Annotated in this window: 19 protein-coding genes and 3 rRNA genes; 15 read left to right on the top strand and 7 right to left on the bottom strand. The window is 65.5% G+C overall.

Going from position 1 to position 24,707, the window contains the following annotated elements:
- Nucleotides 1-16 precede the first annotated feature (16 nt).
- From ROP_RS05850 to ROP_RS05835, 4 genes are read left to right on the top strand one after another with little or no spacing between them, the layout of a single operon-like run.
- The gene (locus ROP_RS05850) at nucleotides 17-997 is read left to right on the top strand and encodes a F0F1 ATP synthase subunit gamma (RefSeq protein WP_012688408.1); all 981 of its coding nucleotides are present in this window, start codon (nucleotides 17-19) and stop codon (nucleotides 995-997) included.
- Between the two features lie 3 nt (nucleotides 998-1,000).
- On the top strand, nucleotides 1,001-2,452 hold the full coding sequence (gene atpD / locus ROP_RS05845) for a F0F1 ATP synthase subunit beta (protein ID WP_012688407.1): 1,452 nt from the start codon (nucleotides 1,001-1,003) through the stop codon (nucleotides 2,450-2,452).
- A gap of 6 nt (nucleotides 2,453-2,458) precedes the next feature.
- A complete protein-coding gene (locus ROP_RS05840; RefSeq protein ID WP_007300053.1) occupies nucleotides 2,459-2,827 on the top strand; it encodes a F0F1 ATP synthase subunit epsilon in 369 nt (122 codons plus the stop codon).
- 48 nt (nucleotides 2,828-2,875) lie between these two features.
- Nucleotides 2,876-3,298: a DUF2550 domain-containing protein gene (locus tag ROP_RS05835; RefSeq protein ID WP_043824269.1), complete on the top strand. Its 423-nt coding sequence runs from the start codon at nucleotides 2,876-2,878 to the stop codon at nucleotides 3,296-3,298.
- Here ROP_RS05835 and ROP_RS05830 read toward each other — a convergent pair whose 3' ends face one another.
- The gene (locus tag ROP_RS05830; protein ID WP_012688405.1) at nucleotides 3,299-3,874 is read right to left on the bottom strand and encodes a cob(I)yrinic acid a,c-diamide adenosyltransferase; all 576 of its coding nucleotides are present in this window, start codon (nucleotides 3,872-3,874) and stop codon (nucleotides 3,299-3,301) included. It lies immediately after the preceding gene.
- Between the two features lie 54 nt (nucleotides 3,875-3,928).
- Between ROP_RS05830 and murA the strand changes: the two genes are divergently transcribed.
- The 4 genes from murA to rrf all read left to right on the top strand — a co-directional run bounded on the left by murA (nucleotide 3,929) and on the right by rrf (nucleotide 11,066).
- On the top strand, nucleotides 3,929-5,203 hold the full coding sequence (gene murA / locus ROP_RS05825) for a UDP-N-acetylglucosamine 1-carboxyvinyltransferase (RefSeq protein WP_012688404.1): 1,275 nt from the start codon (nucleotides 3,929-3,931) through the stop codon (nucleotides 5,201-5,203).
- Between the two features lie 605 nt (nucleotides 5,204-5,808).
- A 16S ribosomal RNA gene (locus ROP_RS05820) occupies nucleotides 5,809-7,328 on the top strand.
- A gap of 336 nt (nucleotides 7,329-7,664) precedes the next feature.
- A 23S ribosomal RNA gene (locus ROP_RS05815) occupies nucleotides 7,665-10,798 on the top strand.
- Between the two features lie 151 nt (nucleotides 10,799-10,949).
- Nucleotides 10,950-11,066 (top strand): 5S ribosomal RNA (gene rrf / locus ROP_RS05810).
- Together the 16S, 23S and 5S rRNA genes form the textbook arrangement of a ribosomal RNA operon.
- A gap of 92 nt (nucleotides 11,067-11,158) precedes the next feature.
- Here the strand turns inward: rrf and ROP_RS05805 are convergent.
- Complete coding sequence (locus ROP_RS05805; RefSeq protein WP_012688403.1) at nucleotides 11,159-12,778, bottom strand: PucR family transcriptional regulator; 1,620 nt, start codon at nucleotides 12,776-12,778, stop codon at nucleotides 11,159-11,161.
- 141 nt (nucleotides 12,779-12,919) lie between these two features.
- Here ROP_RS05805 and ROP_RS41005 point away from each other — a divergent pair, with 141 nt between their 5' ends.
- The gene (locus ROP_RS41005; protein ID WP_072946961.1) at nucleotides 12,920-13,294 is read left to right on the top strand and encodes a UBP-type zinc finger domain-containing protein; all 375 of its coding nucleotides are present in this window, start codon (nucleotides 12,920-12,922) and stop codon (nucleotides 13,292-13,294) included.
- On the opposite strand, the gene ROP_RS05800 is transcribed toward ROP_RS41005, so the two are convergent.
- Entirely contained in the window at nucleotides 13,260-14,033 is a 774-nt protein-coding gene (locus ROP_RS05800; RefSeq protein ID WP_012688401.1) for an SWIM zinc finger family protein, read from the bottom strand. The genes ROP_RS41005 and ROP_RS05800 overlap by 35 nt on opposite strands.
- On the bottom strand, nucleotides 14,030-16,834 hold the full coding sequence (locus ROP_RS05795) for a DEAD/DEAH box helicase (RefSeq protein WP_012688400.1): 2,805 nt from the start codon (nucleotides 16,832-16,834) through the stop codon (nucleotides 14,030-14,032). Before ROP_RS05795 ends, ROP_RS05800 begins: the two co-directional genes overlap by 4 nt.
- 89 nt (nucleotides 16,835-16,923) lie before the next feature.
- On the opposite strand from ROP_RS05795, the gene ROP_RS05790 reads away from it, so the two are divergent.
- On the top strand, nucleotides 16,924-17,706 hold the full coding sequence (locus ROP_RS05790; protein WP_012688399.1) for a TetR/AcrR family transcriptional regulator: 783 nt from the start codon (nucleotides 16,924-16,926) through the stop codon (nucleotides 17,704-17,706).
- On the opposite strand, the gene ROP_RS05785 is transcribed toward ROP_RS05790, so the two are convergent.
- Entirely contained in the window at nucleotides 17,653-19,254 is a 1,602-nt protein-coding gene (locus ROP_RS05785) for an adenylate/guanylate cyclase domain-containing protein (RefSeq protein WP_012688398.1), read from the bottom strand. The two genes, ROP_RS05790 and ROP_RS05785, sit on opposite strands and share 54 nt — an antisense overlap.
- Nucleotides 19,255-19,290: 36 nt before the next feature.
- Here ROP_RS05785 and nucS point away from each other — a divergent pair, with 36 nt between their 5' ends.
- Nucleotides 19,291-19,965 (top strand): endonuclease NucS, encoded by a 675-nt coding sequence (nucS, locus tag ROP_RS05780; protein ID WP_043824264.1) that lies wholly within the window; start codon nucleotides 19,291-19,293, stop codon nucleotides 19,963-19,965.
- A 16-nt stretch (nucleotides 19,966-19,981) separates the two neighbouring features.
- Entirely contained in the window at nucleotides 19,982-20,308 is a 327-nt protein-coding gene (locus ROP_RS05775) for a hypothetical protein (protein ID WP_012688396.1), read from the top strand.
- On the opposite strand, the gene ROP_RS05770 is transcribed toward ROP_RS05775, so the two are convergent.
- Nucleotides 20,305-21,393 carry a hypothetical protein gene (locus ROP_RS05770; protein ID WP_012688395.1) on the bottom strand — a complete coding sequence of 363 codons (1,089 nt, stop codon included), beginning with the start codon at nucleotides 21,391-21,393 and terminating at the stop codon, nucleotides 20,305-20,307. The genes ROP_RS05775 and ROP_RS05770 overlap by 4 nt on opposite strands.
- 68 nt (nucleotides 21,394-21,461) lie before the next feature.
- Entirely contained in the window at nucleotides 21,462-21,935 is a 474-nt protein-coding gene (gene mce, locus ROP_RS05765; protein ID WP_012688394.1) for a methylmalonyl-CoA epimerase, read from the bottom strand.
- 94 nt (nucleotides 21,936-22,029) lie between these two features.
- Here mce and ROP_RS05760 point away from each other — a divergent pair, with 94 nt between their 5' ends.
- The 3 genes from ROP_RS05760 to ROP_RS05750 all read left to right on the top strand — a co-directional run bounded on the left by ROP_RS05760 (nucleotide 22,030) and on the right by ROP_RS05750 (nucleotide 24,694).
- Nucleotides 22,030-23,223 carry an acetyl-CoA C-acetyltransferase gene (locus ROP_RS05760; protein WP_012688393.1) on the top strand — a complete coding sequence of 398 codons (1,194 nt, stop codon included), beginning with the start codon at nucleotides 22,030-22,032 and terminating at the stop codon, nucleotides 23,221-23,223.
- Between the two features lie 63 nt (nucleotides 23,224-23,286).
- Nucleotides 23,287-23,658: a DUF3817 domain-containing protein gene (locus tag ROP_RS05755; RefSeq protein WP_012688392.1), complete on the top strand. Its 372-nt coding sequence runs from the start codon at nucleotides 23,287-23,289 to the stop codon at nucleotides 23,656-23,658.
- Nucleotides 23,659-23,776: 118 nt separating this feature from the next.
- Entirely contained in the window at nucleotides 23,777-24,694 is a 918-nt protein-coding gene (locus ROP_RS05750) for a tetratricopeptide repeat protein (RefSeq protein WP_012688391.1), read from the top strand.
- Nucleotides 24,695-24,707 lie beyond the last annotated feature (13 nt).

Raw genomic sequence — 24,707 nt, 5'->3', positions numbered from 1 at the left:
GGAGAGTGATCGATCGATGGCAAGCATTCTCGAACTGAGGTCTCGCATCAAGTCGGTCAACTCGACCAAGAAGATCACCAAGGCGCAGGAACTGATCGCGACCTCGCGGATCACGAAGGCACAGTCGCGCGTCGCTGCGGCGAAGCCGTACGCCGAGGAGATCACGAAGGTTCTCTCGGAGCTGGCGAGCGCGTCCGCTTCCCTGGACCACCCGTTACTCAACGAGCGCACCGATCCCAAGCGTGCCGCGGTCCTGGTCGTCACCAGCGACCGCGGTATGTGCGGCGGATACAACTCCAACGTCCTCAAGGAGGCCGAGGAGCTGTTCCAGCTGCTGCGCAGCGAGGGCAAGGACCCGGTCATCTACGTGCTCGGATCCAAGGGTCTGGGCTACTACACGTTCCGGGACCGCGATCTGGGGGGTGCGTGGACCGGGTTCTCCCAGGATCCGGGCTACTCCGATGCTGCCAAGGCGAGCCGGCACCTGGTCGACCTGTTCATGGCCGGATCAGGCTCCGAGGTCCCCGCGCCGAACGGCGAGGGCACCATCGAAGGCGTCGACGAGCTGCACATCGTCTACACCCGTTTCGTGTCGATGCTGACCCAGTCGCCCGAGGTGCGCCGGATGGCTCCCCTCGAGGTGATGGTCTCCGAGGAGCACGTCGAGCTCGGCGAAGACATGCTGTCGAACGGTCACGGGTCCAGCAACTCGGAACCGGTCGCCGGATACAACTTCGAGCCGGAACCCGACAAGCTGCTCGGGGCCCTGCTGCCGAAGTACATCAGCACCCGCATCTACTCCTCGCTGCTGGATGCTGCGGCGTCGGAGTCGGCTGCCCGTCGTACCGCCATGAAGGCCGCGACGGACAACGCAAACGAACTGGTGAACACGTTGAGCCGTCAGGCAAACCAGGCTCGCCAGGCCCAGATCACCCAGGAAATCAGCGAGATCGTCGGCGGCGCGAATGCGCTCGCCTCGAGCGCAGGAAGTGACTAAGCAATGACCGCAGCAGTAACCGAAAACAACGGGGCAGGCTCGGATTCGTCCGTCGCCGGCCGCGTCGTGCGGGTCATCGGTCCCGTCGTGGACGTTGAATTCCCGCGTGGCGCCATTCCTGAACTGTTCAACGCCCTGCACGCCGAGATCACGCTCCCCTCGGTCGCCAAGACGCTGACCCTCGAGGTCGCACAGCACCTCGGCGACAACCTGGTGCGCACCGTCTCGATGCAGCCCACCGACGGTCTGATCCGCGGCACCTCGGTGTCGGACACGGGCAAGCCGATCTCGGTTCCGGTCGGCGACGTCGTCAAGGGCCACGTCTTCAACGCGCTGGGCGACTGCCTCGACGCTCCCGGTACGGGTCGCGACGGCGAGCAGTGGGGCATCCACCGCAAGCCACCGGCCTTCGACCAGCTCGAGGGCAAGACGGAGATCCTCGAGACCGGCATCAAGGTCATCGACCTCCTCACCCCGTACGTCAAGGGTGGAAAGATCGGTCTGTTCGGTGGTGCCGGTGTCGGCAAGACCGTTCTGATCCAGGAAATGATCACCCGTATCGCCCGCGAGTTCTCCGGAACCTCGGTGTTCGCAGGCGTCGGTGAGCGCACCCGTGAGGGCACCGACCTTCACCTCGAGATGGAAGAGATGGGCGTCCTCCAGGACACCGCCCTTGTCTTCGGCCAGATGGACGAGCCGCCGGGAACGCGTATGCGCGTCGCCCTGTCCGCGCTGACCATGGCGGAATACTTCCGCGATGTCCAGGGCCAGGACGTGCTGCTGTTCATCGACAACATCTTCCGTTTCACCCAGGCCGGTTCCGAGGTGTCGACCCTGCTCGGTCGTATGCCTTCGGCCGTGGGTTACCAGCCGACCCTGGCTGACGAGATGGGTGAGCTGCAGGAGCGCATCACCTCGACGCGAGGCCGCTCCATCACCTCGCTGCAGGCGATCTACGTGCCCGCCGACGACTACACCGACCCGGCGCCGGCCACGACGTTCGCGCACCTCGACGCCACCACCGAGCTGTCGCGTCCGATCTCGCAGATGGGTATCTACCCCGCTGTGGACCCGCTGACCTCCACCTCCCGCATCCTGGAGCCCGGCATCGTCGGTGCCGAGCACTTCCGGGTCGCCAACGAGGTCAAGCGCATCCTGCAGAAGTACAAGGAACTGCAAGACATCATCGCCATCCTCGGTATGGACGAGCTGCAGGAAGAGGACAAGGTGCTCGTCGGCCGTGCCCGCCGCCTGCAGAAGTTCCTCGGCCAGAACTTCATCGTCGCCGAGAAGTTCACCGGTGAGCCCGGCTCCGTGGTGCCGCTCCGTGACACCATCGAGGCGTTCGACCGCATCTGCAAGGGCGAGTTCGATCACCTGCCCGAGCAGGCGTTCAACAGCTGTGGTGGACTCGACGACGTCGAGGCTGCAGCCAAGAAGATCGCCGGGAAGTAGTCGACGATGGCTGAGATGACCGTGGAACTCGTCGCCGTGGAGCGACGGTTGTGGTCTGGTTCGGCGACTCTCGTCAGCGCACAGACGACCGAGGGCGAGATCGGTGTCATGCCTGGGCATGAGCCGGTTCTCGGACAGTTGGTCGAGGGCGGAGTGGTTGCGATCACGACGGCCGACGGTGAGCGTATCGTCGCTGCTGTGCACGGCGGATTCCTGTCCGTGACCGCGAAGACAGTCACGATCCTCGCCGAGTCAGCAGACTTGGCCGAGGACATCGATGTGGAAGCGGCCAAGGCCGTGCTCGCAGAGAGTGGAGACGACCTCGAGGCGATTGCTGTCGCCAAGGGGCGGGTCCGCGCTGTAGAGCGCGCCTAGGCTGCACGAGAAAGACCGCGACGGAGCCGACGAACAGTGACAATCGGAATGACTGTGTTGATCATTCTGGTTGTGCTGCTCGCGGCCTTCGTCGCGGTTTTTCTGTATCGGCTTGCAGTACTGCGCCGCGGGGGCACCGCGGCGATCCTCCGGGTGACGCCTGCCCCGGGAGACACCGGGTGGCGCCATGGCGTCATCCGCTACGGCGAGGGTTCCCTCGTCTTCTTCAAACTGTCGAGTCTGCGACCCGGCCCCGATTCGCGCATCGAGCGACAGGGCATCGAGGTCGCAGGTCGTCGCAGCCCTGAGGGCTCCGAATTCGACATCATGTCCGAGGAGATCATCATCCTGTCGGTCAGGGACCGCGGGAGTTCGTACGAGATCGCACTGGACGGGGGAGCGCTGACCGCGTTCCTGTCCTGGGTCGAATCACGACCGTCGGGCCGATCGGTCCGCGGTCGCCGACTCTGATCAGGACTTTCCGGCTCCCGGCTTCCAGAGCACGTCGCCCTCGGGGTTCGCGAGCCTGCTGACGATGAACAGCAGATCCGACAGGCGGTTGAGGTATTTTGCCGGCAGCGCGTTGGTGGTCTCCGGATTTGCATCGACTGCCGCCCACGCCGACCGCTCGGCGCGACGAGTCACCGTTCGTGCCACGTGCAGCAGGGCGCCCAGCGCCGTTCCGCCCGGGAGAATGAACGAGTTCAGCGGTTCCAGGCGTTCGTTCAGTTCGTCGCACCAGCCTTCGAGCCGATCGATGTACTCGCCGGTGATACGCAGCGGCGGGTACTTCGGTTCCGCCTCCACCGGGGTGGAGAGGTCGGCGCCGGCATCGAACAGATCGTTTTGGATCTGCCGCAGCATCGACCGGATCTCCGCCGGCGGGTCGCCCAGCGCCACCGCAACGCCGATCGAGGCGTTCGCCTCGTCGCAGTCGGCGTACGCGATCAGCCGCGGATCGTTCTTCGACACACGGGAGAAATCGCTGAGTCCGGTGGTCCCGTCGTCGCCGGTCCGGGTATAGATCTTGGTGAGGTGTACGGCCATAGCGTTACGGTACCGGCCTCCGGGGTCGGCATCCCTGGCTCTAGGCTGTGATCTGTGAGCGAACGCTTCCTTGTCACCGGCGGTAACCGCCTCGTAGGTGAAGTGTCTGTCGGGGGCGCGAAGAACAGCGTTCTCAAGCTGATGGCGGCAGCGCTGTTGGCTGAGGGCACCACAACTGTCACCAATTGCCCGGACATCCTGGATGTTCCCTTGATGGCCGACGTCCTGCGCGGCCTCGGCTGCGACGTGGACCTCGACGATTCCGTCGTCCGGATCACGACACCCGCCGAACCCAAACATCACGCCGATTTCGCGGCGGTGCGCCAGTTCCGCGCGTCGGTATGCGTGCTGGGACCGTTGGTCGCGCGCTGCAGGCGCGCCGTGGTCGCGCTCCCCGGTGGCGACGCCATCGGTTCGAGGCCGCTCGACATGCACCAGTCGGGGCTGCGGTTGCTGGGTGCGCACAGCACGATCGAACACGGCTGCGTCGTCGCGCAAGCCGACGACCTGCACGGGGCGAACATCCGGCTCGCGTTCCCGTCGGTGGGCGCGACGGAGAACATCCTGATGGCCGCCGTGCTCGCCAAGGGCGAGACGGTGATCGACAACGCGGCTCGGGAACCCGAGATCGTCGACCTGTGCAACATGCTGAATCAGATGGGCGCCAAGGTCCGGGGCGCCGGCACGTCCACGCTGACCATCCAGGGCGTCCCCAAGCTCGAGCCCACGACACACCGTGTCATCGGCGACCGGATCGTCGCGGCGACGTGGGGGATTGCCGCGTCGATGACCCGCGGTGACGTGCGCGTGCGCGGGGTCAACCCGAAGCATCTCGGCCTGGTGCTCGACAAACTGCGGGTGGCGGGCGCCGAGGTCACGGCCGAGGCCGACGGATTCCGGGTGGTCCAGGAAGCGCGGCCGACGGCCGTCAACTTTGCGACGCTGCCCTATCCGGGATTCCCCACCGACCTGCAGCCGATGGCCATCGGTCTCGCGGCGGTCGCGGAGGGAACGTCGATGATCACGGAGAACGTCTTCGAGGCGCGATTCCGTTTCGTCGAAGAGATGATCCGGTTGGGCGCCGATGCGCGAACGGACGGCCATCACGCGGTCATCCGGGGAATCGCGCAGCTGTCGAGCGCGCCGGTGTGGTCGTCGGACATCCGGGCCGGCGCCGGCCTGGTGCTGGCGGGGCTCGTCGCCGACGGGGTGACCGAAGTGCACGACGTCTTCCACATCGACCGCGGTTACCCCCGCTTCGTCGAGATCCTGCAGGAACTCGGTGGCCGCATCGAACGAGTGGATGCGGAACCCAGTCCTTCACGGTGAGTCCGGCGTCACAGCGACGGGTATGGCGGCGAGACCCCGGATCCGTAGGGGCTCACCCGCTCTGACCAGCGAAATCCGCGACGACGAGCACGGCGACCTGGCGATTTGGCAAGCTGTTTCCCTTCGCGTAACTTATTCCAGGTCAGAGCGACACGGACACCGACCCCGGCCGGAAGGCGGGGGACACGAGGTTGGACGAAGGCGCCTGGTAAATCGGAAGTTCATCACCGTGTATGGTGGTGCTTCGATCCCGGTTTGATCTTGATCAGCATCATGGCTTGCGCCGGTGAAGCTGGTAGGATAAGATGGAACGGTTGCCCCGGAGCGGCCGGCGAGTGAGCCGGAAGTGATGGTGTGCGCGTGTTCTTTGAGAACTCAACAGTGTGTCGATGAATGTCAGTGCCAAATGTTTTTGGTACTCCGCATCACGGATTGCTTTCGGGGCCTTCGGGTTTCGGGGTTTGTGTGGTGTGGGTATTTTTGCTGGCTTCCCTCCTTCTTCCGTCGGTGGGGGGTCAGTGTTTGATAGCTAGTTTGAGTTTTTGATCGCTAGTGATTTGACTCGATGTCTATGACTGATTGAGGTTCGCCTCTTTCTAGAGTCTTCAACGGAGAGTTTGATCCTGGCTCAGGACGAACGCTGGCGGCGTGCTTAACACATGCAAGTCGAGCGGTAAGGCCCTTCGGGGTACACGAGCGGCGAACGGGTGAGTAACACGTGGGTGATCTGCCCTGCACTTCGGGATAAGCCTGGGAAACTGGGTCTAATACCGGATATGACCTTCGGCTGCATGGCCGTTGGTGGAAAGGTTTACTGGTGCAGGATGGGCCCGCGGCCTATCAGCTTGTTGGTGGGGTAATGGCCTACCAAGGCGACGACGGGTAGCCGACCTGAGAGGGTGACCGGCCACACTGGGACTGAGACACGGCCCAGACTCCTACGGGAGGCAGCAGTGGGGAATATTGCACAATGGGCGAAAGCCTGATGCAGCGACGCCGCGTGAGGGATGACGGCCTTCGGGTTGTAAACCTCTTTCAGCAGGGACGAAGCGAAAGTGACGGTACCTGCAGAAGAAGCACCGGCCAACTACGTGCCAGCAGCCGCGGTAATACGTAGGGTGCAAGCGTTGTCCGGAATTACTGGGCGTAAAGAGCTCGTAGGCGGTTTGTCGCGTCGTCTGTGAAAACTCGAGGCTCAACCTCGAGCTTGCAGGCGATACGGGCAGACTTGAGTACTGCAGGGGAGACTGGAATTCCTGGTGTAGCGGTGAAATGCGCAGATATCAGGAGGAACACCGGTGGCGAAGGCGGGTCTCTGGGCAGTAACTGACGCTGAGGAGCGAAAGCGTGGGTAGCGAACAGGATTAGATACCCTGGTAGTCCACGCCGTAAACGGTGGGCGCTAGGTGTGGGTTTCCTTCCACGGGATCCGTGCCGTAGCTAACGCATTAAGCGCCCCGCCTGGGGAGTACGGCCGCAAGGCTAAAACTCAAAGGAATTGACGGGGGCCCGCACAAGCGGCGGAGCATGTGGATTAATTCGATGCAACGCGAAGAACCTTACCTGGGTTTGACATATACCGGAAAGCTGCAGAGATGTGGCCCCCCCTTGTGGTCGGTATACAGGTGGTGCATGGCTGTCGTCAGCTCGTGTCGTGAGATGTTGGGTTAAGTCCCGCAACGAGCGCAACCCTTGTCTTATGTTGCCAGCACGTAATGGTGGGGACTCGTAAGAGACTGCCGGGGTCAACTCGGAGGAAGGTGGGGACGACGTCAAGTCATCATGCCCCTTATGTCCAGGGCTTCACACATGCTACAATGGCCGGTACAGAGGGCTGCGATACCGTGAGGTGGAGCGAATCCCTTAAAGCCGGTCTCAGTTCGGATCGGGGTCTGCAACTCGACCCCGTGAAGTCGGAGTCGCTAGTAATCGCAGATCAGCAACGCTGCGGTGAATACGTTCCCGGGCCTTGTACACACCGCCCGTCACGTCATGAAAGTCGGTAACACCCGAAGCCGGTGGCCTAACCCCTCGTGGGAGGGAGCCGTCGAAGGTGGGATCGGCGATTGGGACGAAGTCGTAACAAGGTAGCCGTACCGGAAGGTGCGGCTGGATCACCTCCTTTCTAAGGAGCATTCTCCAGACGTGCACCACTGAACAGTCAGTGGATGATGTTCTGGCAGAGACTGTTTCGTTCCCACATGTGGAACGGCAGACGCTCATGGGTGGAACACTGACAAACATTCTTTTCACTGCTGCCGGCCCGAGTGCCGGTGGGAGAAGAGTTATATCGATGCACTGTTGGGTCCTGAGAGAACACGTGAGTGTTTGTCTCTTGGGTAAGAACGATCCGGTTCGAATGTCAGGCAGACCGCGCCATTTCGGTGGTGGGCATGGTGCTGGCGGGAGTTCGAGCGGGGTGTGTTGTTTGAGAACTGCACAGTGGACGCGAGCATCTTTGTTGTAAGTAATGAAGAGCGTACGGTGGATGCCTTGGCACCAGGAGCCGATGAAGGACGTAGGAGGCTGCGATAAGCCTCGGGGAGCTGTCAACCGAGCTGAGATCCGAGGATGTCCGAATGGGGAAACCCAGCACGAGTGATGTCGTGTTACCCGCACCTGAATATATAGGGTGTGTGGAGGGAACGTGGGGAAGTGAAACATCTCAGTACCCACAGGAAGAGAAAACAATAGTGATTCCGTGAGTAGTGGCGAGCGAAAGCGGAAGAGGCTAAACCATGGATGTGTGATAGCCGGCAGGTGTTGCATTCGTGGGGTTGTGGGGTTCATCTTGTCGATGCTGCCGTGTTGGCCGACAGTAAGAAATCGTTGTGTTAGTGGAAGTGGTCTGGAACGGCCTGTCGTAGAGGGTGAGAATCCCGTACACGAAAACATGACGACTGTCGTGATGGAAACCCAAGTAGCACCGGGCCCGTGAAATCTGGTGTGAATCTGTCGGGACCACCCGATAAGCCTGAATACTCCCTGGTGACCGATAGCGGACTAGTACCGTGAGGGAAAGGTGAAAAGTACCCCGGGAGGGGAGTGAAATAGTACCTGAAACCGTGCGCTTACAATCCGTCAAAGCCTTCGAGCCACTTGTGGCTGGGGGTGATGGCGTGCCTTTTGAAGAATGAGCCTGCGAGTTAGTGGCATGTCGCGAGGTTAACCCGTGTGGGGTAGCCGTAGCGAAAGCGAGTCCGAATAGGGCGTTCGTAGTGGCATGTTCTAGACCCGAAGCGGAGTGATCTACCCATGGCCAGGTTGAAGCGACGGTAAGACGTCGTGGAGGACCGAACCCACTTAGGTTGAAAACTGAGGGGATGAGCTGTGGGTAGGGGTGAAAGGCCAATCAAACTCCGTGATAGCTGGTTCTCCCCGAAATGCATTTAGGTGCAGCGTCGCGTGTTTCTCACCGGAGGTAGAGCTACTGGATGGTCTAGGGGGCCCACAAGCTTACCGAAATCAGCCAAACTCCGAATGCCGGTGAGTGAGAGCGCGGCAGTGAGACTGCGGGCGATAAGGTTCGTAGTCGAGAGGGAAACAGCCCAGATCGCCAGCTAAGGTCCCTAAGCGTGTACTAAGTGGAAAAGGATGTGGGGTCGCGAAGACAACCAGGAGGTTGGCTTAGAAGCAGCCACCCTTGAAAGAGTGCGTAATAGCTCACTGGTCAAGTGATCCTGCGCCGACAATGTAGCGGGGCTCAAGTACACCACCGAAGCTGCGGCACTCACACAATGCACCCCCTCGATTCTGCGGAGTCGTGGGCAGTGGTGTGGGTGGGTAGGGGAGCGTCGTGTGGCCATGGAAGCGGCGGGGTGACCCAGCCGTGGAGGCCACACGAGTGAGAATGCAGGCATGAGTAGCGAAAGACGAGTGAGAAACTCGTCCGCCGAATGACCAAGGGTTCCTGGGCCAGGTTAATCCGCCCAGGGTGAGTCGGGACCTAAGACGAGGCCGACAGGCGTAGCCGATGGACAACGGGTTGATATTCCCGTACCCGTGTGAACGCGCCCCTGGTGAATCAGTGATACTAACCATCCTGAAGCGTCCTTACGTCCCTTCGGGGGCCCTGGATGTGGATGCATGGGACCTGATCTGGTAGTAGCCAAGCGATGGGGTGACGCAGGAAGGTAGCTGAGCCAGTCAGTGGTAATACTGGTGTAAGCCTGTAGGGCGAACGGTAGGCAAATCCGCCGTTCATACAGCCTGAGAGGTGACGCATAGCCGAATGAGGCGAATTCAGTGATCCTATGCTGCCGAGAAAAGCCTCTAGCGAGCTTTCACACGGCCCGTACCCCAAACCGACACAGGTGGTCAGGTAGAGAATACTAAGGCGATCGAGATAACTATGGTTAAGGAACTCGGCAAAATGCCCCCGTAACTTCGGGAGAAGGGGGGCCTCGTCCGGTGATCACTCTTGCAGTGTGAGCTGGGTGGGGCCGCAGAGACCAGTGAGAAGCGACTGTTTACTAAAAACACAGGTCCGTGCGAAGTCGTAAGACGATGTATACGGACTGACGCCTGCCCGGTGCTGGAAGGTTAAGAGGACCGGTTAGCCACTTGTGGCGAAGCTGAGAATTTAAGCCCCAGTAAACGGCGGTGGTAACTATAACCATCCTAAGGTAGCGAAATTCCTTGTCGGGTAAGTTCCGACCTGCACGAATGGCGTAACGACTTCTCAGCTGTCTCAACCATAGACTCGGCGAAATTGCATTACGAGTAAAGATGCTCGTTACGCGCGGCAGGACGAAAAGACCCCGGGACCTTCACTACAGCTTGGTATTGGTGTTCGGTTCGGTTTGTGTAGGATAGGTGGGAGACTGTGAAGCGCTCACGCCAGTGAGTGTGGAGTCGTTGTTGAAATACCACTCTGATCGTATTGGACCTCTAACCTCGGACCATGATCTGGTTCAGGGACAGTGCCTGGTGGGTAGTTTAACTGGGGCGGTTGCCTCCCAAAATGTAACGGAGGCGCCCAAAGGTTCCCTCAGCCTGGTTGGCAATCAGGTGTCGAGTGCAAGTGCACAAGGGAGCTTGACTGTGAGACTGACAGGTCGAGCAGGGACGAAAGTCGGGACTAGTGATCCGGCACCGGCAAGTGGAAGCGGTGTCGCTCAACGGATAAAAGGTACCCCGGGGATAACAGGCTGATCTTCCCCAAGAGTCCATATCGACGGGATGGTTTGGCACCTCGATGTCGGCTCGTCGCATCCTGGGGCTGGAGTAGGTCCCAAGGGTTGGGCTGTTCGCCCATTAAAGCGGCACGCGAGCTGGGTTTAGAACGTCGTGAGACAGTTCGGTCTCTATCCGCCGCGCGCGTTAGAAACTTGAGGAAGGCTGTCCCTAGTACGAGAGGACCGGGACGGACGAACCTCTGGTGTGCCAGTTGTTCCACCAGGAGCACCGCTGGTTAGCTACGTTCGGAAGGGATAACCGCTGAAAGCATCTAAGCGGGAAGCCTGTTCCAAGATGAGGTTTCTCACCCCCTCGAGGGGGTAAGGCCCCCGGCAGACCACCGGGTTGATAGGCCAGAACTGGAAGCCAGGTAACTGGTGCAGGTGACTGGTACTAATAGGCCGAGGACTTACCACAAAGAAGCTACGCGTCCACTGTGCAGTATCTGAAACAACACACACGATTCACACGTTTTTCGTGGATCGTGTGTGGGCGAAGCCCCCCAAAAAAGGGGGGTTCAGCGTTCACTCTGTTCACACGCGAAGCGTGTGTGACAGTTTCATAGAGTTACGGCGGCCATAGCGGAGGGGAAACGCCCGGTCCCATTCCGAACCCGGAAGCTAAGCCCTCCAGCGCCGATGGTACTGCACCCGACAGGGTGTGGGAGAGTAGGACACCGCCGAACATCCGTTACCGAAAGCCCCCCAACCATGTTGGGGGGCTTTCGGCATTTCCGGGCAATTTTTGCCGACGGCAACCGTTGCCGCACACGCTCTTTCACCCCGGCGCGCCGCCGGCCAGGACCTGTAGTGCCCGTGCCGCCAGGTGAAGATTCAGGCGGGTGTCGACACTGCGGAGATCACGGCCGGTCAGTTCGTGAATACGGGACATCCGGTACCGGAGGGTGCTGCGGTGGATCCTGAGAGCCTGCGCGGTTTCGTCGTACTTGCCGCCGCATTCGAGGTATTGGGCGAGTGTGGCCGTCATCGTGCTGCGGTGCTCCCGGTCGTAGTCGAGCAGGGGACCCAGCCATTCCCGCACGAATGCCTCGACATCTCCGGTGCTGCTGTGCGAGTCGAGAATCCGGTAGACGCCGAGTTCGTCGAACAGTGCCACACCGTGAGGCGAGAGCGACTGCTTCCGGATGTCGAGGGCGCGGATCGCGTGGGTGTACGACTCGGGGAGTGTGCTGGGCGAGGTGGATTCGGATCCGACCCCGATCACGCCGACTGCAGGGCCGAGTGACTTCTTCAACGACGCGAAGACGGTGTTCACGTCTGCCTTCGCGTCCATGACTGCCGTGAGGACACCGGTTCGGTGCTCGTTGCCGTGGACGAGGAGGGCCGACGAGTCGGTGGCCGTCAGGTGGCGCCGGAACGCTTCCGTGACGGACTCGACGGGTGTGTCCGAACCCCAGTGGACGACCAGGACGCGTTGCGGTGTGTGCAGGTCGTAGCCGAGCGCGTCGGCACGCGAGTAGGCGCTGTCGTCGTCGGTGCCGGCGAGTAGATCTGCTCCGAGATCGCGGCTCAGCCGTGCCTCCGTCTCGGCGAGCGATCTGCGGTGTGCCATGTCGACGGCGAGCATCGTCGCGGCGTGCTCGAGGGCGAAGGTGTCGAGATCGGTGGCGCGGTGCTCCGGGTCGGACAGATAGAGGACACCGAGAAGTGTCCGGCCGGGCCGGACCAGCTGCACGATCCGGTTGTCGTCCCGCAGCGGGCGCCCCTCCATCGTGGCGCGGCGCAGGACGTCGACCCGGTTCCCCCCACCGACCTTGCGGTACCGGGGTGCCGGGCCGGACCCGTCGGACGCGGCCAGGACACGAAGATTGCCGAACGCGTCCTCGATACCGACGGCGAGTCCGGTCACCTCGTGGAGGGTCTCGGCGATGGCGGTCTCCTCGGCGCCGGTCGCGGCGAGTCGCCCGAAGATGCGGTGAATCTTCGCTTCCTCTTCGAGTCGCGCGGCCCTCGCGCCGATTGCGGTGATCTCGTCCGCGGCATCGCGCAGTTGGCGTTCCTGGGTGGCGGACCGGGAACGGAGCGACGCGGCGCGCAGGGCAGCCCCCGCATGCTGGATCAACAATTCGAGGAGCGTCGCCTGCACCGGCGTCGGCGGGTAGTCGGCCCGCAGTGTCAGCGACACCGGCCTGGACCACGAATCGTCGAGCAATACCCGGTGTCGCCAGACGTCGTCGTCGGGGACGTCGCCCGTCATGACGGTGACGGGTTCGACCGAGAAGGGGCCGAGTTCGGGGAGGGCTTCGGCGAGCAGGGACAGGATCTCGTCCCGATTCCCGCAGTCGTGCATGTGTGCGGTCACGGCCAGCACCGCCGACAGGTTGGTGGCCCGCGGGGTGTGATCCACCCTCGGGTCTGGGGCTGCATCCAGATCCATGGCATGGAACTACCCCGTTTTGCGCCGTCGAAACCGGGACGCTGTCCGGCCGGGCCGGATTTCAGGGGATTCTTTCGTTCCGCGGTGACCATGTGGCGAGACGGATAAGCCGCCAATCTTGGTAACTGAGGGGTGGCAATTATGACCCAATCCAATAACTGGCACGATCCCGATCTGAACATGATCCGCGATGTCGTCGCGCACACGTCGGACGGGTGCGAGGGCTGTCTCGCACTCGGTACCCGCTGGGAGCACCTGATGTTGTGCCTGACGTGTGGCTACGTCGGATGCAGTGACGGATCACCGATGCGGCACGCGCGTCATCATGCGGAACGCAGCGGTCATCCGATAGTCCAGTCGCTCCATGCGGGTGACAACTGGCGTTGGTGCTTCGTGCACGACGTCCAGATCTGCACGCCGTATCCGGCGACCGGGGCCCGGGTAGTCGCACCGAGTCTGGTGCCCGGGCCTGCGGACGACCTCAGGCACGGTCTCCGTATCGCGAAATCGCAGTGACGATCGCAGACCAGACGGCGTCGGCCCGAACTTCGGGGGGAGCGTCGTCGAACCAGCGTGGCCGCACCGGGCTTCCGCCGGGGCGAGGCGGCGCCGGAAGCGGTCCGGGCACTGCGGCGTAGGCGGTCGTCGCGGGCACCGGGACGCACGAATCGTCAAAGGACGACCGGGACGTTTCCGCGTGCGCGTCGTGCCTGCGGTGCACGATCTCCTGTCCGTCGCGTCCGCGCAGGAGGAAGAACAGCAGTGGGTCGTCGTCGAGGACCCATGCGGCCTGGTACAGCACCGCGGCGGCGTGGCGGCACGGCACGTCCCACTCCTCGCAGGTGCACGTCGCGTCGGCGTCGAACATCGACGGAATCAGTGAGACGTCGACGGCCGCGAGATCCTCGTCGAGTTCGCGGGGGAGCGTTCCACTCGACAACTGGGCGACGTGACCGCTGCGCGACGCGAGGGTCGTGAGCACCTCGCCCCACTGGCGCTCGTCCAGCGGGTCCACCCGGATCCGCACGTGCAGGCTCTCGTCGTCGGTGTGGACGTCCGCAGAGACGAGGCCGGGCGCGAACGTGAGCGGACCGACCAGTCCGCCACGGGCGTAGGCGCGTCCGCGTTTCAGCGTGTCCGAGTCGAGCGCGGCCTGCTCGACGTCGTCGACCCAGCGCTGCGCCCACCAGGTCCTGCCGCGTGTGCGGCGGCCCTTCTGCGCGGGGAAGCGGGGATGCGTGACGGCGTCGGTCACAGGTCACCTCCGAAGTCGTAGTCGGGGCTCAGGGCCACCAGCCGGGCGAGTTCGCCGTCGGTCAGCTCGGTGAAGGCGTCGACGCCGTGCGACAGGACCGAGTCGGCGAGTTGCCGCTTGGACGCGAGCATGGCGGCGATGTGTTCCTCGATGGTTCCCGCGGTGACGAGCCGGTGCACGACGACCGGATGCGTCTGACCGATGCGATACGCGCGATCGGTGGCCTGGTCTTCGACCGCCGGGTTCCACCAGCGATCGAAATGGACGACGTGATCGGCCCGGGTGAGGTTCAACCCGGTGCCGGCGGCCTTGAGGGACAGGATCAGGACGGGAACGTCACCGCTCTGGAAGCGTTCGACCAGTTCCTCCCGGGCCGCGACGGACGTGCCGCCGTGCAGGAATTCGCACGTCACCCCGCGCGTCGTCAGGTGCCGTCGCAGCAGTCGTCCCATCGTGGCGAAATGGGTGAACACGAGCGACCGCCCGCCCTCGGCCAGGTTGGTGTCGATCAGCTCGTCGAGCAGACCGATCTTCTGGGAACGGCCGGTGAGCGCGGCGTGTTCCTGGCCGAGGTACTGGGCGGGGTGATTGCAGATCTGCTTCAGGCCGGTCAGCAGCGACACGATGCTGCCGCGCCGCCCGATGCCCTCGCTCGTCGCGATCCGCTCCATGGCTTCGCGGACGAGCGCCTCGTACAGGCCTGCCTGCTCCGGGGTGAGCGTGACGTCGAGGTCGATCTCCGTCTTCGGTGGAAGCTCGGGGGCGATCCCCGGATCCGACTTCCTGCGCCGGAGAACGAACGGTGAGATCAGCGCCGCCAACTCCGGCGCCCGGTCGGGCCCGCCCTCGTCGGCCGAGCTGTCGTAGCGGCGCCGGAACTGCGCGAACGGGCCGAGGAGACCCGGGGTGACGCCGTCGAGGATCGACCAGAGGTCGCTGAGCCGGTTCTCCACCGGTGTGCCGGTGAGGGCGACGCGGGCCTGTCCCGGAATCGACCGCAGTGCCCGCGTCACTCCAGCGGCCCGGTTCTTCAGGTGCTGCGCCTCGTCCGCGACGACCAGACCCCACGTCGTCGCGGCGAGGACTTCGCAATCGAGCCGCATCGTCGCGTACGTGGTGAGGACGACGGTGTCGCTGCCGTCCGCGACCGTCTCGCCGGGAGGCAGCCGGCGCCCCGGACCGTGGTGAACGAGGACTCCGGTGCCCGGTGCGAAACGTTCGATCTCCCGCCGCCAGTTCCCCAGCAGGGACGCGGGGCAGACCACGAGTGCAGGTCCTGCCGTGTCCGGGTCCTGCTGCCGGTGCAGGTGAAGCGCGATGAGCGTCAACGTCTTTCCCAGGCCCATGTCGTCGGCGAGGCAGGCGCCCAGGCCCCGTGACGTGAGCCCGGCGAGCCAGCGGAAGCCGGTCAGCTGGTAGTCGCGCAACTGCGCACGCAGTGCGGCGGGAACGGGCAGGGCCGCCGGATCCCCGTCCGACAGCTCCCGCGCCACGGCCGCGACCGCCCCGTAGGAGTCGACGCGGACGTCCTCCTCGCCGCGCCGGGCCCGGCCGGTCAGCGAGGCACGCAGGGCCTCGACGGCCGTCATCCTTCCGGTCCGCCGCAGAAGGGTCTTTCGTATCGTCTCCGCGTCCGCGACGACGTACCGATTGCGGAGTTTCACGACCGCCCGCTTCGCGGAGACGAGCTCTTCCATCTCCTCCCGCGTGAGGACATCTGCGCCCACCGCGACGCGCCAGTCGAAGTCGAAGGCGCGGTCGCCGCCGAAAGCGGCTGCGCCCTCGCGGGATCCGGGGTCGCCGAGGACGATGCGGGTCGACGTGTGGGCGACGAGTTCGCGCGGCCAATGGATCTCGACGCCCCGCTCCCGCAGTCGACGCCCGGAATCCCCGGCGAGGGAGGCCACGTCGTCGTCCTCGAGGCGGACACGGTGCGGGACCTCCGCTCGCAGCAGATCTTCGAGAGGCGCCCAGTCCTCGGCCGCGCGGCGGAGGGCCTCCAGAACCTCGATCCGCGGGTCGGCGGCGAACGCGGACTCGGCGAGCGCCGGATGCCGCCACAGGTCCACGGCGTCGCACACCACTCCGGGCCGCGCGACACCGTGAACCTGGAGCGTGGCATCGAACTCGCTGTCCGCGAGATCGACCGCGCCGGGGTCGACGGGGTCGATCCGCAACGATAACGCGATCGCTTCGGGCGCGAGCGCATCCGTCCACGCCTGCAGTTCCGGCGAGGGGTCGGCATCCCAGGCCAGGTAGGGTCCGGCGCCGGCCTGCGAACCGAGGCGCGGGATGGTGTCGACGACCGAGGTGAGGAAGTCGCGTAGGAGCTCCGTGGCAGCGGGGAGGTGAACCCCCTCGCTGGGTGGCTCCCCGAGCGGTATCGCGCGGGCTTCGGGCGGGAGCGCGGCGGCCAGCAGACGCAGGTGCGCTGCGTCCTGGTCGTCGAGGATGCCGAGCCGCCAGGCGTCGCGGCCGTGCCGTGTGATCGAGGGAAGAACCTTGCCCGCTCCGAGGTACTCGAGGGCGGTGTGGGCGCAGGCGGACCAGAACGCGACCGATCGATGGGCCGTACGGCCGGGTGGGAGCGAAAGCAGCATCGGCAGCGCGTCGGCGAGGGAAACATACTGCGTCGGAACGGTGCTCACCTCGCTGCCGGTGAAGATCCCGGTGTGGGAATCGGTGCTCGGTGGCCCCGCCCCGTCCGGCGAGTCGCACCAGAACACAAGGCGGGAGTCACGGGGAGGATCGGCGGGAACGAACGTGGCCGCGCAGGTGGCGAGGGCGGTCTCTGCTGTCACAACTGCACCTTTCGCGCGGTTTATGGTACGCCGTACGTCAACGAGGAGACGGGCGGAATTGTTCCCGGGCGCCGTGGGAAGATCTCGGCATGGGTAGAAGCGCGACACCGGAGGGCGACCCCGCCCGCACCATGGAGTTGCTGTGGGGTGGCGGCAGCACGCCGATCTCGCGTCCCCGCAACGGCAAGCCCGGACTGACACTCGACCGGATCGTGGAGGCCGCCGTCGCCGTCGCGGATGCGGAGGGGCTCGACGCCGTCTCGATGCGCCGGCTGGCGGCCGAACTCGGCGTCGGGGCGATGTCGCTGTACACGCACGTTCCCGGGAAGACGGAGCTGGTGGAGGTGATGCTCGATCGCGCGCTGTCCACACTCGACTCGGGCGACGACACCGGCGCCGGGTGGCGGGAGCGTCTCACGGCCGCCGCGCACGACTATTTCCAACTGCTGTGCGCGCACCCGTGGATGCTCGGAGTCGTCGCGCTGAGCCGGCCGGTCCTCGGGCCCGGCGGGATGACCAAGTACGAACGGGAACTGCGCGCGGTAGAGGGGCTGGGACTGCCGGACCTCGACATGGACTCCGTCGTCACGCTCCTCGACAGTTTCGTGGCCGGCGCGGCGCGGGCGGCGGTGGACGCGGCCGCGCTCGCCGCCCGGGGTGAGGCGGACAGCGAGTGGTGGGAGAGCGTCGCGCCGCACTTCGAGAAGGTCTTCGACGCCGAACGGTTCCCGCTCGCCGCCCGGGTCGGGGCCACGGCGGGGCAGTACCACGACGCCGCGTTCTCTCCCGCCCACGCCTTCGAATTCGGCCTCGCCCGGCTACTCGACGGAGTCGGCGCCCTCATCGTCGGCGGCGGAACCGGCGGGAAGTAGTTCGGCGGGAACGGCCAGCGTGGTCGGCTCGAGACGTCCGCGCAGGGTGACGGTGTCGGTGCATCGCCACCGTGTGCCTTCGTCTTCCGAGGCCGCGTCGATCGCCCGCTCGGACGCGACGACGTGCCCGGGAACGTTCTTGGCGAGCTCGGACAACCGCGCCGCCTCGTTGACCGGATCACCGATCACCGTGTACTCGAAACGTTCGTGGGCGCCGATGTTTCCGGCCACGGCGCGACCGGCCGCCACCCCGATCCCCGCATCGCATTCCGGCACCTCCTCGGCGAGCCGTGCGCGGAGGACCCGGGCAGCGGACAGGGCAGCGCCGGTGTGGTCGTCCAACGCCATCGGCGCCCCGAAGATGGCCAGCGCGGCGTCGCCCTCGAACTTGTTGACGAACCCGCCCCGCCGATCGACCTCGTCGACGACGACGTCGAAGAACCGGTTGAGCAGATCCACGACCTCCCCCGGAGACCGGGTGGCCGCGATCGTGGTGGACCCGATGATGTCGACGAACAGCACCGCCACGTCGCGTTCCTCCCCGCCGAGTTCGGGGTTGTGCCGAAGTGCCTGGGACGCCACGTCCTGCCCGACGTGCCGCCCGAACAGGTCGCGGATCCGCTCACGTTCGCGCAGTCCCTCGGCCATCCGGTTGAAACCGGTCTGCAGCGCGCCGAGTTCGGTGCCGTCGTACACGACGACCTCGGCATCGAGATCACCGTCGGCCACCTTCGCCATGCCCAGCGCCACCGAGCGGATGGGCGCCTCGGTGGCGCGCACACTGATCACCACGAGCAGGAGGCCGAACAGCAGGATCACGCCGCCGAGCGCGAGGATCGACACCGCGAGGCCGGCCGGGCTCGCCGGGCGGAAGAAACTGAAGGTCGCGATGAGCATCAGGCCCAGCACGGGAACACCCGTCCCGAGGATCCACGCCAGCGCCGTGCGGCCGGTGATGCCCAGCGTGCGTCGGGGTTGCGGTCCGTCGGATCCGAGTGCGCGGGCTGCGACGGGACGGAGTGCGAACTCCGTCAGCAGGTAACAGAACGCGCAGACCGTGATGCCGGCCATCGCGATCGTGAACGCGACCTTCGGGATGGTCTGGGGATCGACGAGGCCGTACAGCGTCGTGAAGAAGACCAACCCGATGCCCCACAGCGCGGCCTGGACCCGAGTCAGGCGCCACGGGGCGCGGAACGCCGCCGACCGGTCGCGGTCGGTGGGCACGTCGTCCTCCGTCGCCCATCGCAGATCCGACACCAGTCGCTTGGTGCCCCACGTCACTCCGATCAGCACCGCGCACAGCACGAACACCGGCACCGCGACGAAGTTGGCGATCGCGAACTCGCTCGCCCATACACTCGGTCCGGGCACGACGACGCTGATGAGGAGGCAGGTGATCACCGCGCCGACGAGATTGGTGAACACCAGTGGCGCGGTCAGGAGCAACTGGACACGGATGCGGCGCCGGCGGGGACTCTCGTCCGGCGATCCCAGCAACCACGACCCCAGCGGGGCGACGGATCGGCGAGGGCTGCGCATAGTCATTCGAGACTAGTCGGCACGATCCCTTAGGGTGGGCGGGTGCGCCTAGTGATTGCCAGATGCCGAGTCGACTACGTAGGCCGTTTGACGGCTCATCTGCCCACCGCTCGCCGCCTGTTGCTGATCAAGGCCGACGGTTCTGTGAGCATCCACGCCGACGACCGCGCCTACAAGCCGCTGAACTGGATGAGCCCGCCCTGCTGGCTCGTCGAGGACTCCGTCGAGGACGCCGAAGCGCTGTGGGTGGTGACCAACAAGGCCGGTGAGGAACTGCGGATCACCATCGAGGAGATCGAGCACGACTCCCGCCACGAACTCGGAGTCGATCCCGGGCTCGTCAAGGACGGCGTCGAGGCGCACCTGCAGGAGCTGCTCGCCGAACACGTGGAAACGCTCGGCAACGGCTACACACTCGTTCGCCGTGAATACATGACGGCCATCGGTCCTGTCGACCTGCTGTGCCGGAACGCCGACGGCGCGTCCGTCGCCGTGGAGATCAAGCGCCGCGGCGACATCGACGGTGTCGAGCAACTCACGCGCTACCTCGAACTGCTCAACCGGGACCCGCTGCTCGCGCCGGTGAGCGGGGTCTTCGCCGCCCAGCAGATCAAGCCGCAGGCCAAAACCCTTGCCACCGACCGCGGAATCCGGTGCCTGGTCCTCGACTACGAAGCGCTGCGCGGCACCGAGAGCACCGAGTTCCGGCTCTTCTGAGGCCTAGGCTGAACCCGTGCCCCGTCGTAAACCGCAGCGGAAGAACACGCGCCGCAGTGGGCCCCCGGACGACTCCGAGGGCTCGCTGTTCGGTAGTGCGCTGATGCGTCAGGAATCCGGACCCGCGGGCGACGCGGACGAGAGCTACATCGTCCGCACAGTTCCCGGGGCCCGGGCGACGAAGTCGTACCGGTGCCCGGGCTGCGACCACGACATCCGGCCCGGAGTCGCCCACCTCGTCACCTGGCCCGCCGAATACGGCGGCGCCGAGGACCGGCGGCACTGGCACACCGGGTGCTGGTCGGGACGCAGCACCCGGGGCCTCACCCGCAGGTGGTCCTAGCTTCCGGTCTTCACGGTCCGCTGACCCGCGGGCCGAGTGGACGGGTTCTTCTCGACGGTCGTCAGCACCGCAGTGTCCTCGTCGGAGTTGTCCGATTCGCTCTCGGAGTTCTTCTCGGACTCATTCGGGTTCTTCCGGTCGTCGGCAGCGCCCGGCGCCGACTTCGGGTTCGCGTTCTTGCTGTCGTCGGTGCGCTGCTCCGACTTCGACGACGCCGCTTCGGGCTGCGCGTCCAGGAGTTCGCTCTCCCGATTGACCGATGCCAACATGGCGGGAACGGAATCGAGCTGCCCCCGAATGCCCAAGAGCTGCGCCAGGATCCGGCCGCGGAGCACGCGAAGTTCTTCGGCGAGTTCCTTGGCGTGGGCGATCTTGCGCTCCGACTGATCGGTGGCTGCCTGCAGCCTGCGCTCCGCCTCGTGCGTGGCGTCCGCGAGACGGCGATGCGCCTCGGCCTTGCTGGTTGCCTCGAGCTCGTTCACCGCAGTGATCGTCTTCTGGCGGCGCTCGGACATCGAGAGGTCGAAGTCTTCCTGCACCTGCGAGCGGCGCAGTTCGGCTTCGGCGGCGAGGCGGTCGCGCTCGGACTGCGCGGCCTCGACGATCTTCGCCGCCTCCGTGCGCGCCTTCGCCATGGTCTGCTCGTGCTGGATCTCGAGCGCGCTGCGGCGGTCTTCGAGTTCCGCGACCAGCGACTCGTACTGGCCGCGGAGCTGCGCGCCTTCCTGCTCGGCGACGGAGATCGTCTCGGCGGCGTCGGCCTCGGCCTTCGCGCGCACCTCGGACGCCTCGTCCGACGCGAGCCGCAGCATGCGCGAGATGCGGTCGCTCATTCCCTCCGCGGTGGTCGGCGGAACCGACAGGCGGTCGACGTCCTTGCGGAGATCGTCGATCTCGTCCCGCGCGTCGTCGAGTTGCTTGGCGAGATCCCGCGCCTGCGCCGCCGCGGCGTCGCGGTCGGCGGCAGTGACGCGGAGCTCGGCGTCGAATCGCTCGAAGTAGTTGCGTACCTCGTCCCGGTCGAATCCCTTACGCACGGTGGAGAAGGGAAGGGGGATCGAACCACGGTCCTGCTCGTTTACCATGGCCGCCAATCTACCTGGGCAAAGTAGAACTTGTCTCTGCGCCTGGTGCCCGGCGGCCGGCCACAGCTCTAGTGGGTCGCCGAGGGCTCGACCAGCTCGACGAGAACTCCGCCCGCGTCCTTCGGGTGGACGAAGTTGATGCGCGAGTCGGCGGTTCCGCGGCGGGGTGCGTCGTACAGCAGCCGGACGCCACGCTCGCGCAACTGGGCGGAAATGGCGTCGATGTCGGTGACGCGGTAGGCCAGCTGCTGGAGACCGGGACCGCTGCGATCGATGAACTTGGCGATGGTCGAGCTCTCGTTCAACGGCGCGAGAAGCTGCAGCGCGGTGCTGCCCTCGGGAGCGCCGACGACGCTCAGCATCGCTTCGCGCACGCCCTGCTCCTCGTTCACCTCTTCGTGTGTCGACACCATGCCGAGGTGCTCGGAGTACCACGCGATGGCGGCGTCGAGGTCGGGGACGGCGATCCCGACGTGATCGATGGCGGTCACCAGATCCGAGGACAGCGGCGACGTGGACTGGGTGGGGGAGGACTGTGTCATGGTCCCGACGTTAGCGCTACCGTTTCGGTAGTTCTCGTCGGGATGTGACTTCGGTCGACCGGCACCCGCCCATTCGTCTCACGCGGAGGAAATCGTGACCAGTTCTGTGATCGTCGCCGGAGCCCGGACCCCGATGGGCCGGTTGCTGGGTTCGTTGAAGGACGTGTCGGGTTCCGATCTGGGCGGGGTGGCGATTCGCGGCGCGCTGGAGAAGGCGGGCGTCGCCCCCGAACAGGTCGAATACGTGATCATGGGCCAGGTGCTCACGGCCGGGGCCGGTCAGATCCCGGCGCGGCAGGCCGCCGTGGCCGCCGGTATCGGGATGGACGTGCCCGCGCTGACGATCAACAAGGTGTGTCTGTCGGGGATCGACGCGATCGCGTTGGCGGATCAGCTGATCCGGGCCGGCGAGTTCGACGTCGTCGTCGCCGGGGGCCAGGAGTCGATGTCCCGTGCACCGCACCTGCTGGAGAAGTCGCGGGAGGGGTTCAAGTACGGCGACGTCACGATGCGCGACCACATGGCCTTCGACGGGTTGTACGACATCTTCACCGATCAGGCGATGGGCAGCCTGACGGAGGCGAAGAACGCGGAGGACGGGCAGCGGATCAGCAGGGAGGAACAGGACGCGTTCGCGGCGGCGTCGCATCAGAAGGCGGCGCGCGCCTGGAAGGACGGGGTCTTCGACGACGAGGTGGTGCCGGTTCCGGTGCCGCAGCGCAAGGGTGATCCCGTGCTGGTCGGCTCCGACGAGGGTGTGCGGGGCGACACGACAGTCGAGTCCCTGGCGAGGTTGCGACCGGCGTTCAGCAAGGACGGCACCGTCACCGCCGGGTCGGCGTCACAGATCTCGGACGGCGCGGCCGCCGTCGTGGTGATGAGCAAGGCGAAGGCCCAGGAGCTGGGGCTGTCCTGGATTGCGGAGATCGGGGCGCACGGCGTGGTTGCCGGCCCGGATTCGACGTTGCAGTCGCAGCCGGCGCGGGCCATTGCGAAGGCGTGCGCCAAGGAAGGAATCGACCCGAAGGACCTGGACCTGATCGAGATCAACGAGGCGTTCGCGGCGGTCGGGATCGCGTCGACGCGGGAGCTGGGCCTGGATCCGGAGATCGTGAACGTCAACGGCGGCGCGATCGCGATGGGGCATCCGCTGGGAATGTCGGGTGCCCGGATCGCACTGCATCTGGCTCTCGAGTTGCGTCGTCGTGGCGGCGGTGTCGGCGCGGCGGCATTGTGCGGTGGTGGAGGTCAGGGCGACGCCCTGATCGTTCGCGTCCCCAGGTCTTGACAGACAACGGTCCGTGGTGGTGTATCTCACACCACTACGGACCGTCGTAGATGGTCGGGCACAATGGTCGGCATGGCGAACGTCTTCGATCTCAGCACCACGGCCAAGCGCTTCCGATTTGTCGCAATTCTGGAGGCATTCACCTGGCTCGGCCTCCTCATCGGCATGGCCTTCAAGTACCTGCCCGCCGACGGCAACGAGATCGGCGTGAAGATCTTCGGCCCCATCCACGGCGGCGTCTTCGTCCTCTACCTGCTCGTCTCCCTGTGGACCGCACGCAAGCTGAGCTGGAACCTGGTCACCATCTTCTGGGCGCTCGTCGCCAGCGTCCCGCCGTTCGGCACCGTCGTGTACGAGGTCTGGGCGGCCCGCACCGGCCGTATGGCCGAACTGTCCCGGACCAGCACGGTGAAGAGCGAACCGTCGCTCGTCTGACCGAGTCCGCGGTAGGCACGGGCCGCATTCCGGCGCACGCTCGAATCGTGACAAACTGGTGGGCGTGACTCGACCAGGTTCTCGTCCGTCAGCGCGTTCCTCAGCAGTGGCCGCAGCCATGAGCGGAGCAGTCGATCTCTCCGCCCTCAAGGAGCGTGCGGCCGCTCCACCTCCGCCGGCGCCCGCACCCTCCGGGGACGGCGCCGCACCGGCCGCCCCCGGCGGCACCGGCCTCACACCGGTCATCGACGTCACCGAGGCGACGTTCGAGGCGGAGGTCCTCGCCCGGTCCCAGCAGGTCCCGGTCGTCGTGGACCTGTGGGCCACGTGGTGCGAGCCGTGCAAACAACTCTCGCCCCTGCTCGAGAAACTGGCACACGAGGCCGGTGGCACCTGGGTGCTCGCCAAGGTCGACGTCGACGCCAACCCGCGCATCGCACAGGCATTCGGCGTCCAGTCCGTCCCGACGGTGGTCGCCATCGCCGGCGGCCAACCGCTCGCCGACTTCCAGGGCGCCCAGCCCGAACCGCAGCTGCGCCAGTGGCTCGCCGCCGTCCAGCAGGCAACCGCCGGAAAACTGTCCGGACCGCCCGCCGGTGACGGCAGCGCCGACGAGCCCGAGCCGGAGGACCCGCGTTTCGTCGCGGCCGAGGCGGCCCTCGACGAGGGTGACCTGGCGGCGGCCGAGGCCGAGTTCCAGAAGATTCTCGACGCGGAACCGGCCAATGCGGAGGCTCAGGGCGCGATCCGCCAGGTGCGTTTCCTCGCCCGCGTGCAGTCGGTCGATCCCGGTGCCGTCGCTGCGGCGGACGCCGCCCCGGCCGACATCGACGCCCAGCTGCAGGCGGCGGATGTCGAGCTCTACTCGCAGGCTCCCGACGCGGCGTTCGCCCGCCTCATCGGGGTCGTCGCCCGCAGCGCCGGCGACGACCGGACGCGGGTTCGGACGCGTCTGCTGGAACTGTTCGAACTGTTCGACCCGGCCGAGCCGGTCGTCATGACCGCGCGCCGGAAACTCGCCGCGGCACTGTACTGACGAGGAACCGGGG

The sequence above is a fragment of the Rhodococcus opacus B4 genome (genome assembly GCF_000010805.1).
Lineage (GTDB): Bacteria > Actinomycetota > Actinomycetes > Mycobacteriales > Mycobacteriaceae > Rhodococcus_F > Rhodococcus_F opacus_C.
The sequence above is the reverse complement of the archived record's forward strand: the minus strand, read 5'-3'. Positions and strand labels throughout refer to the sequence as shown.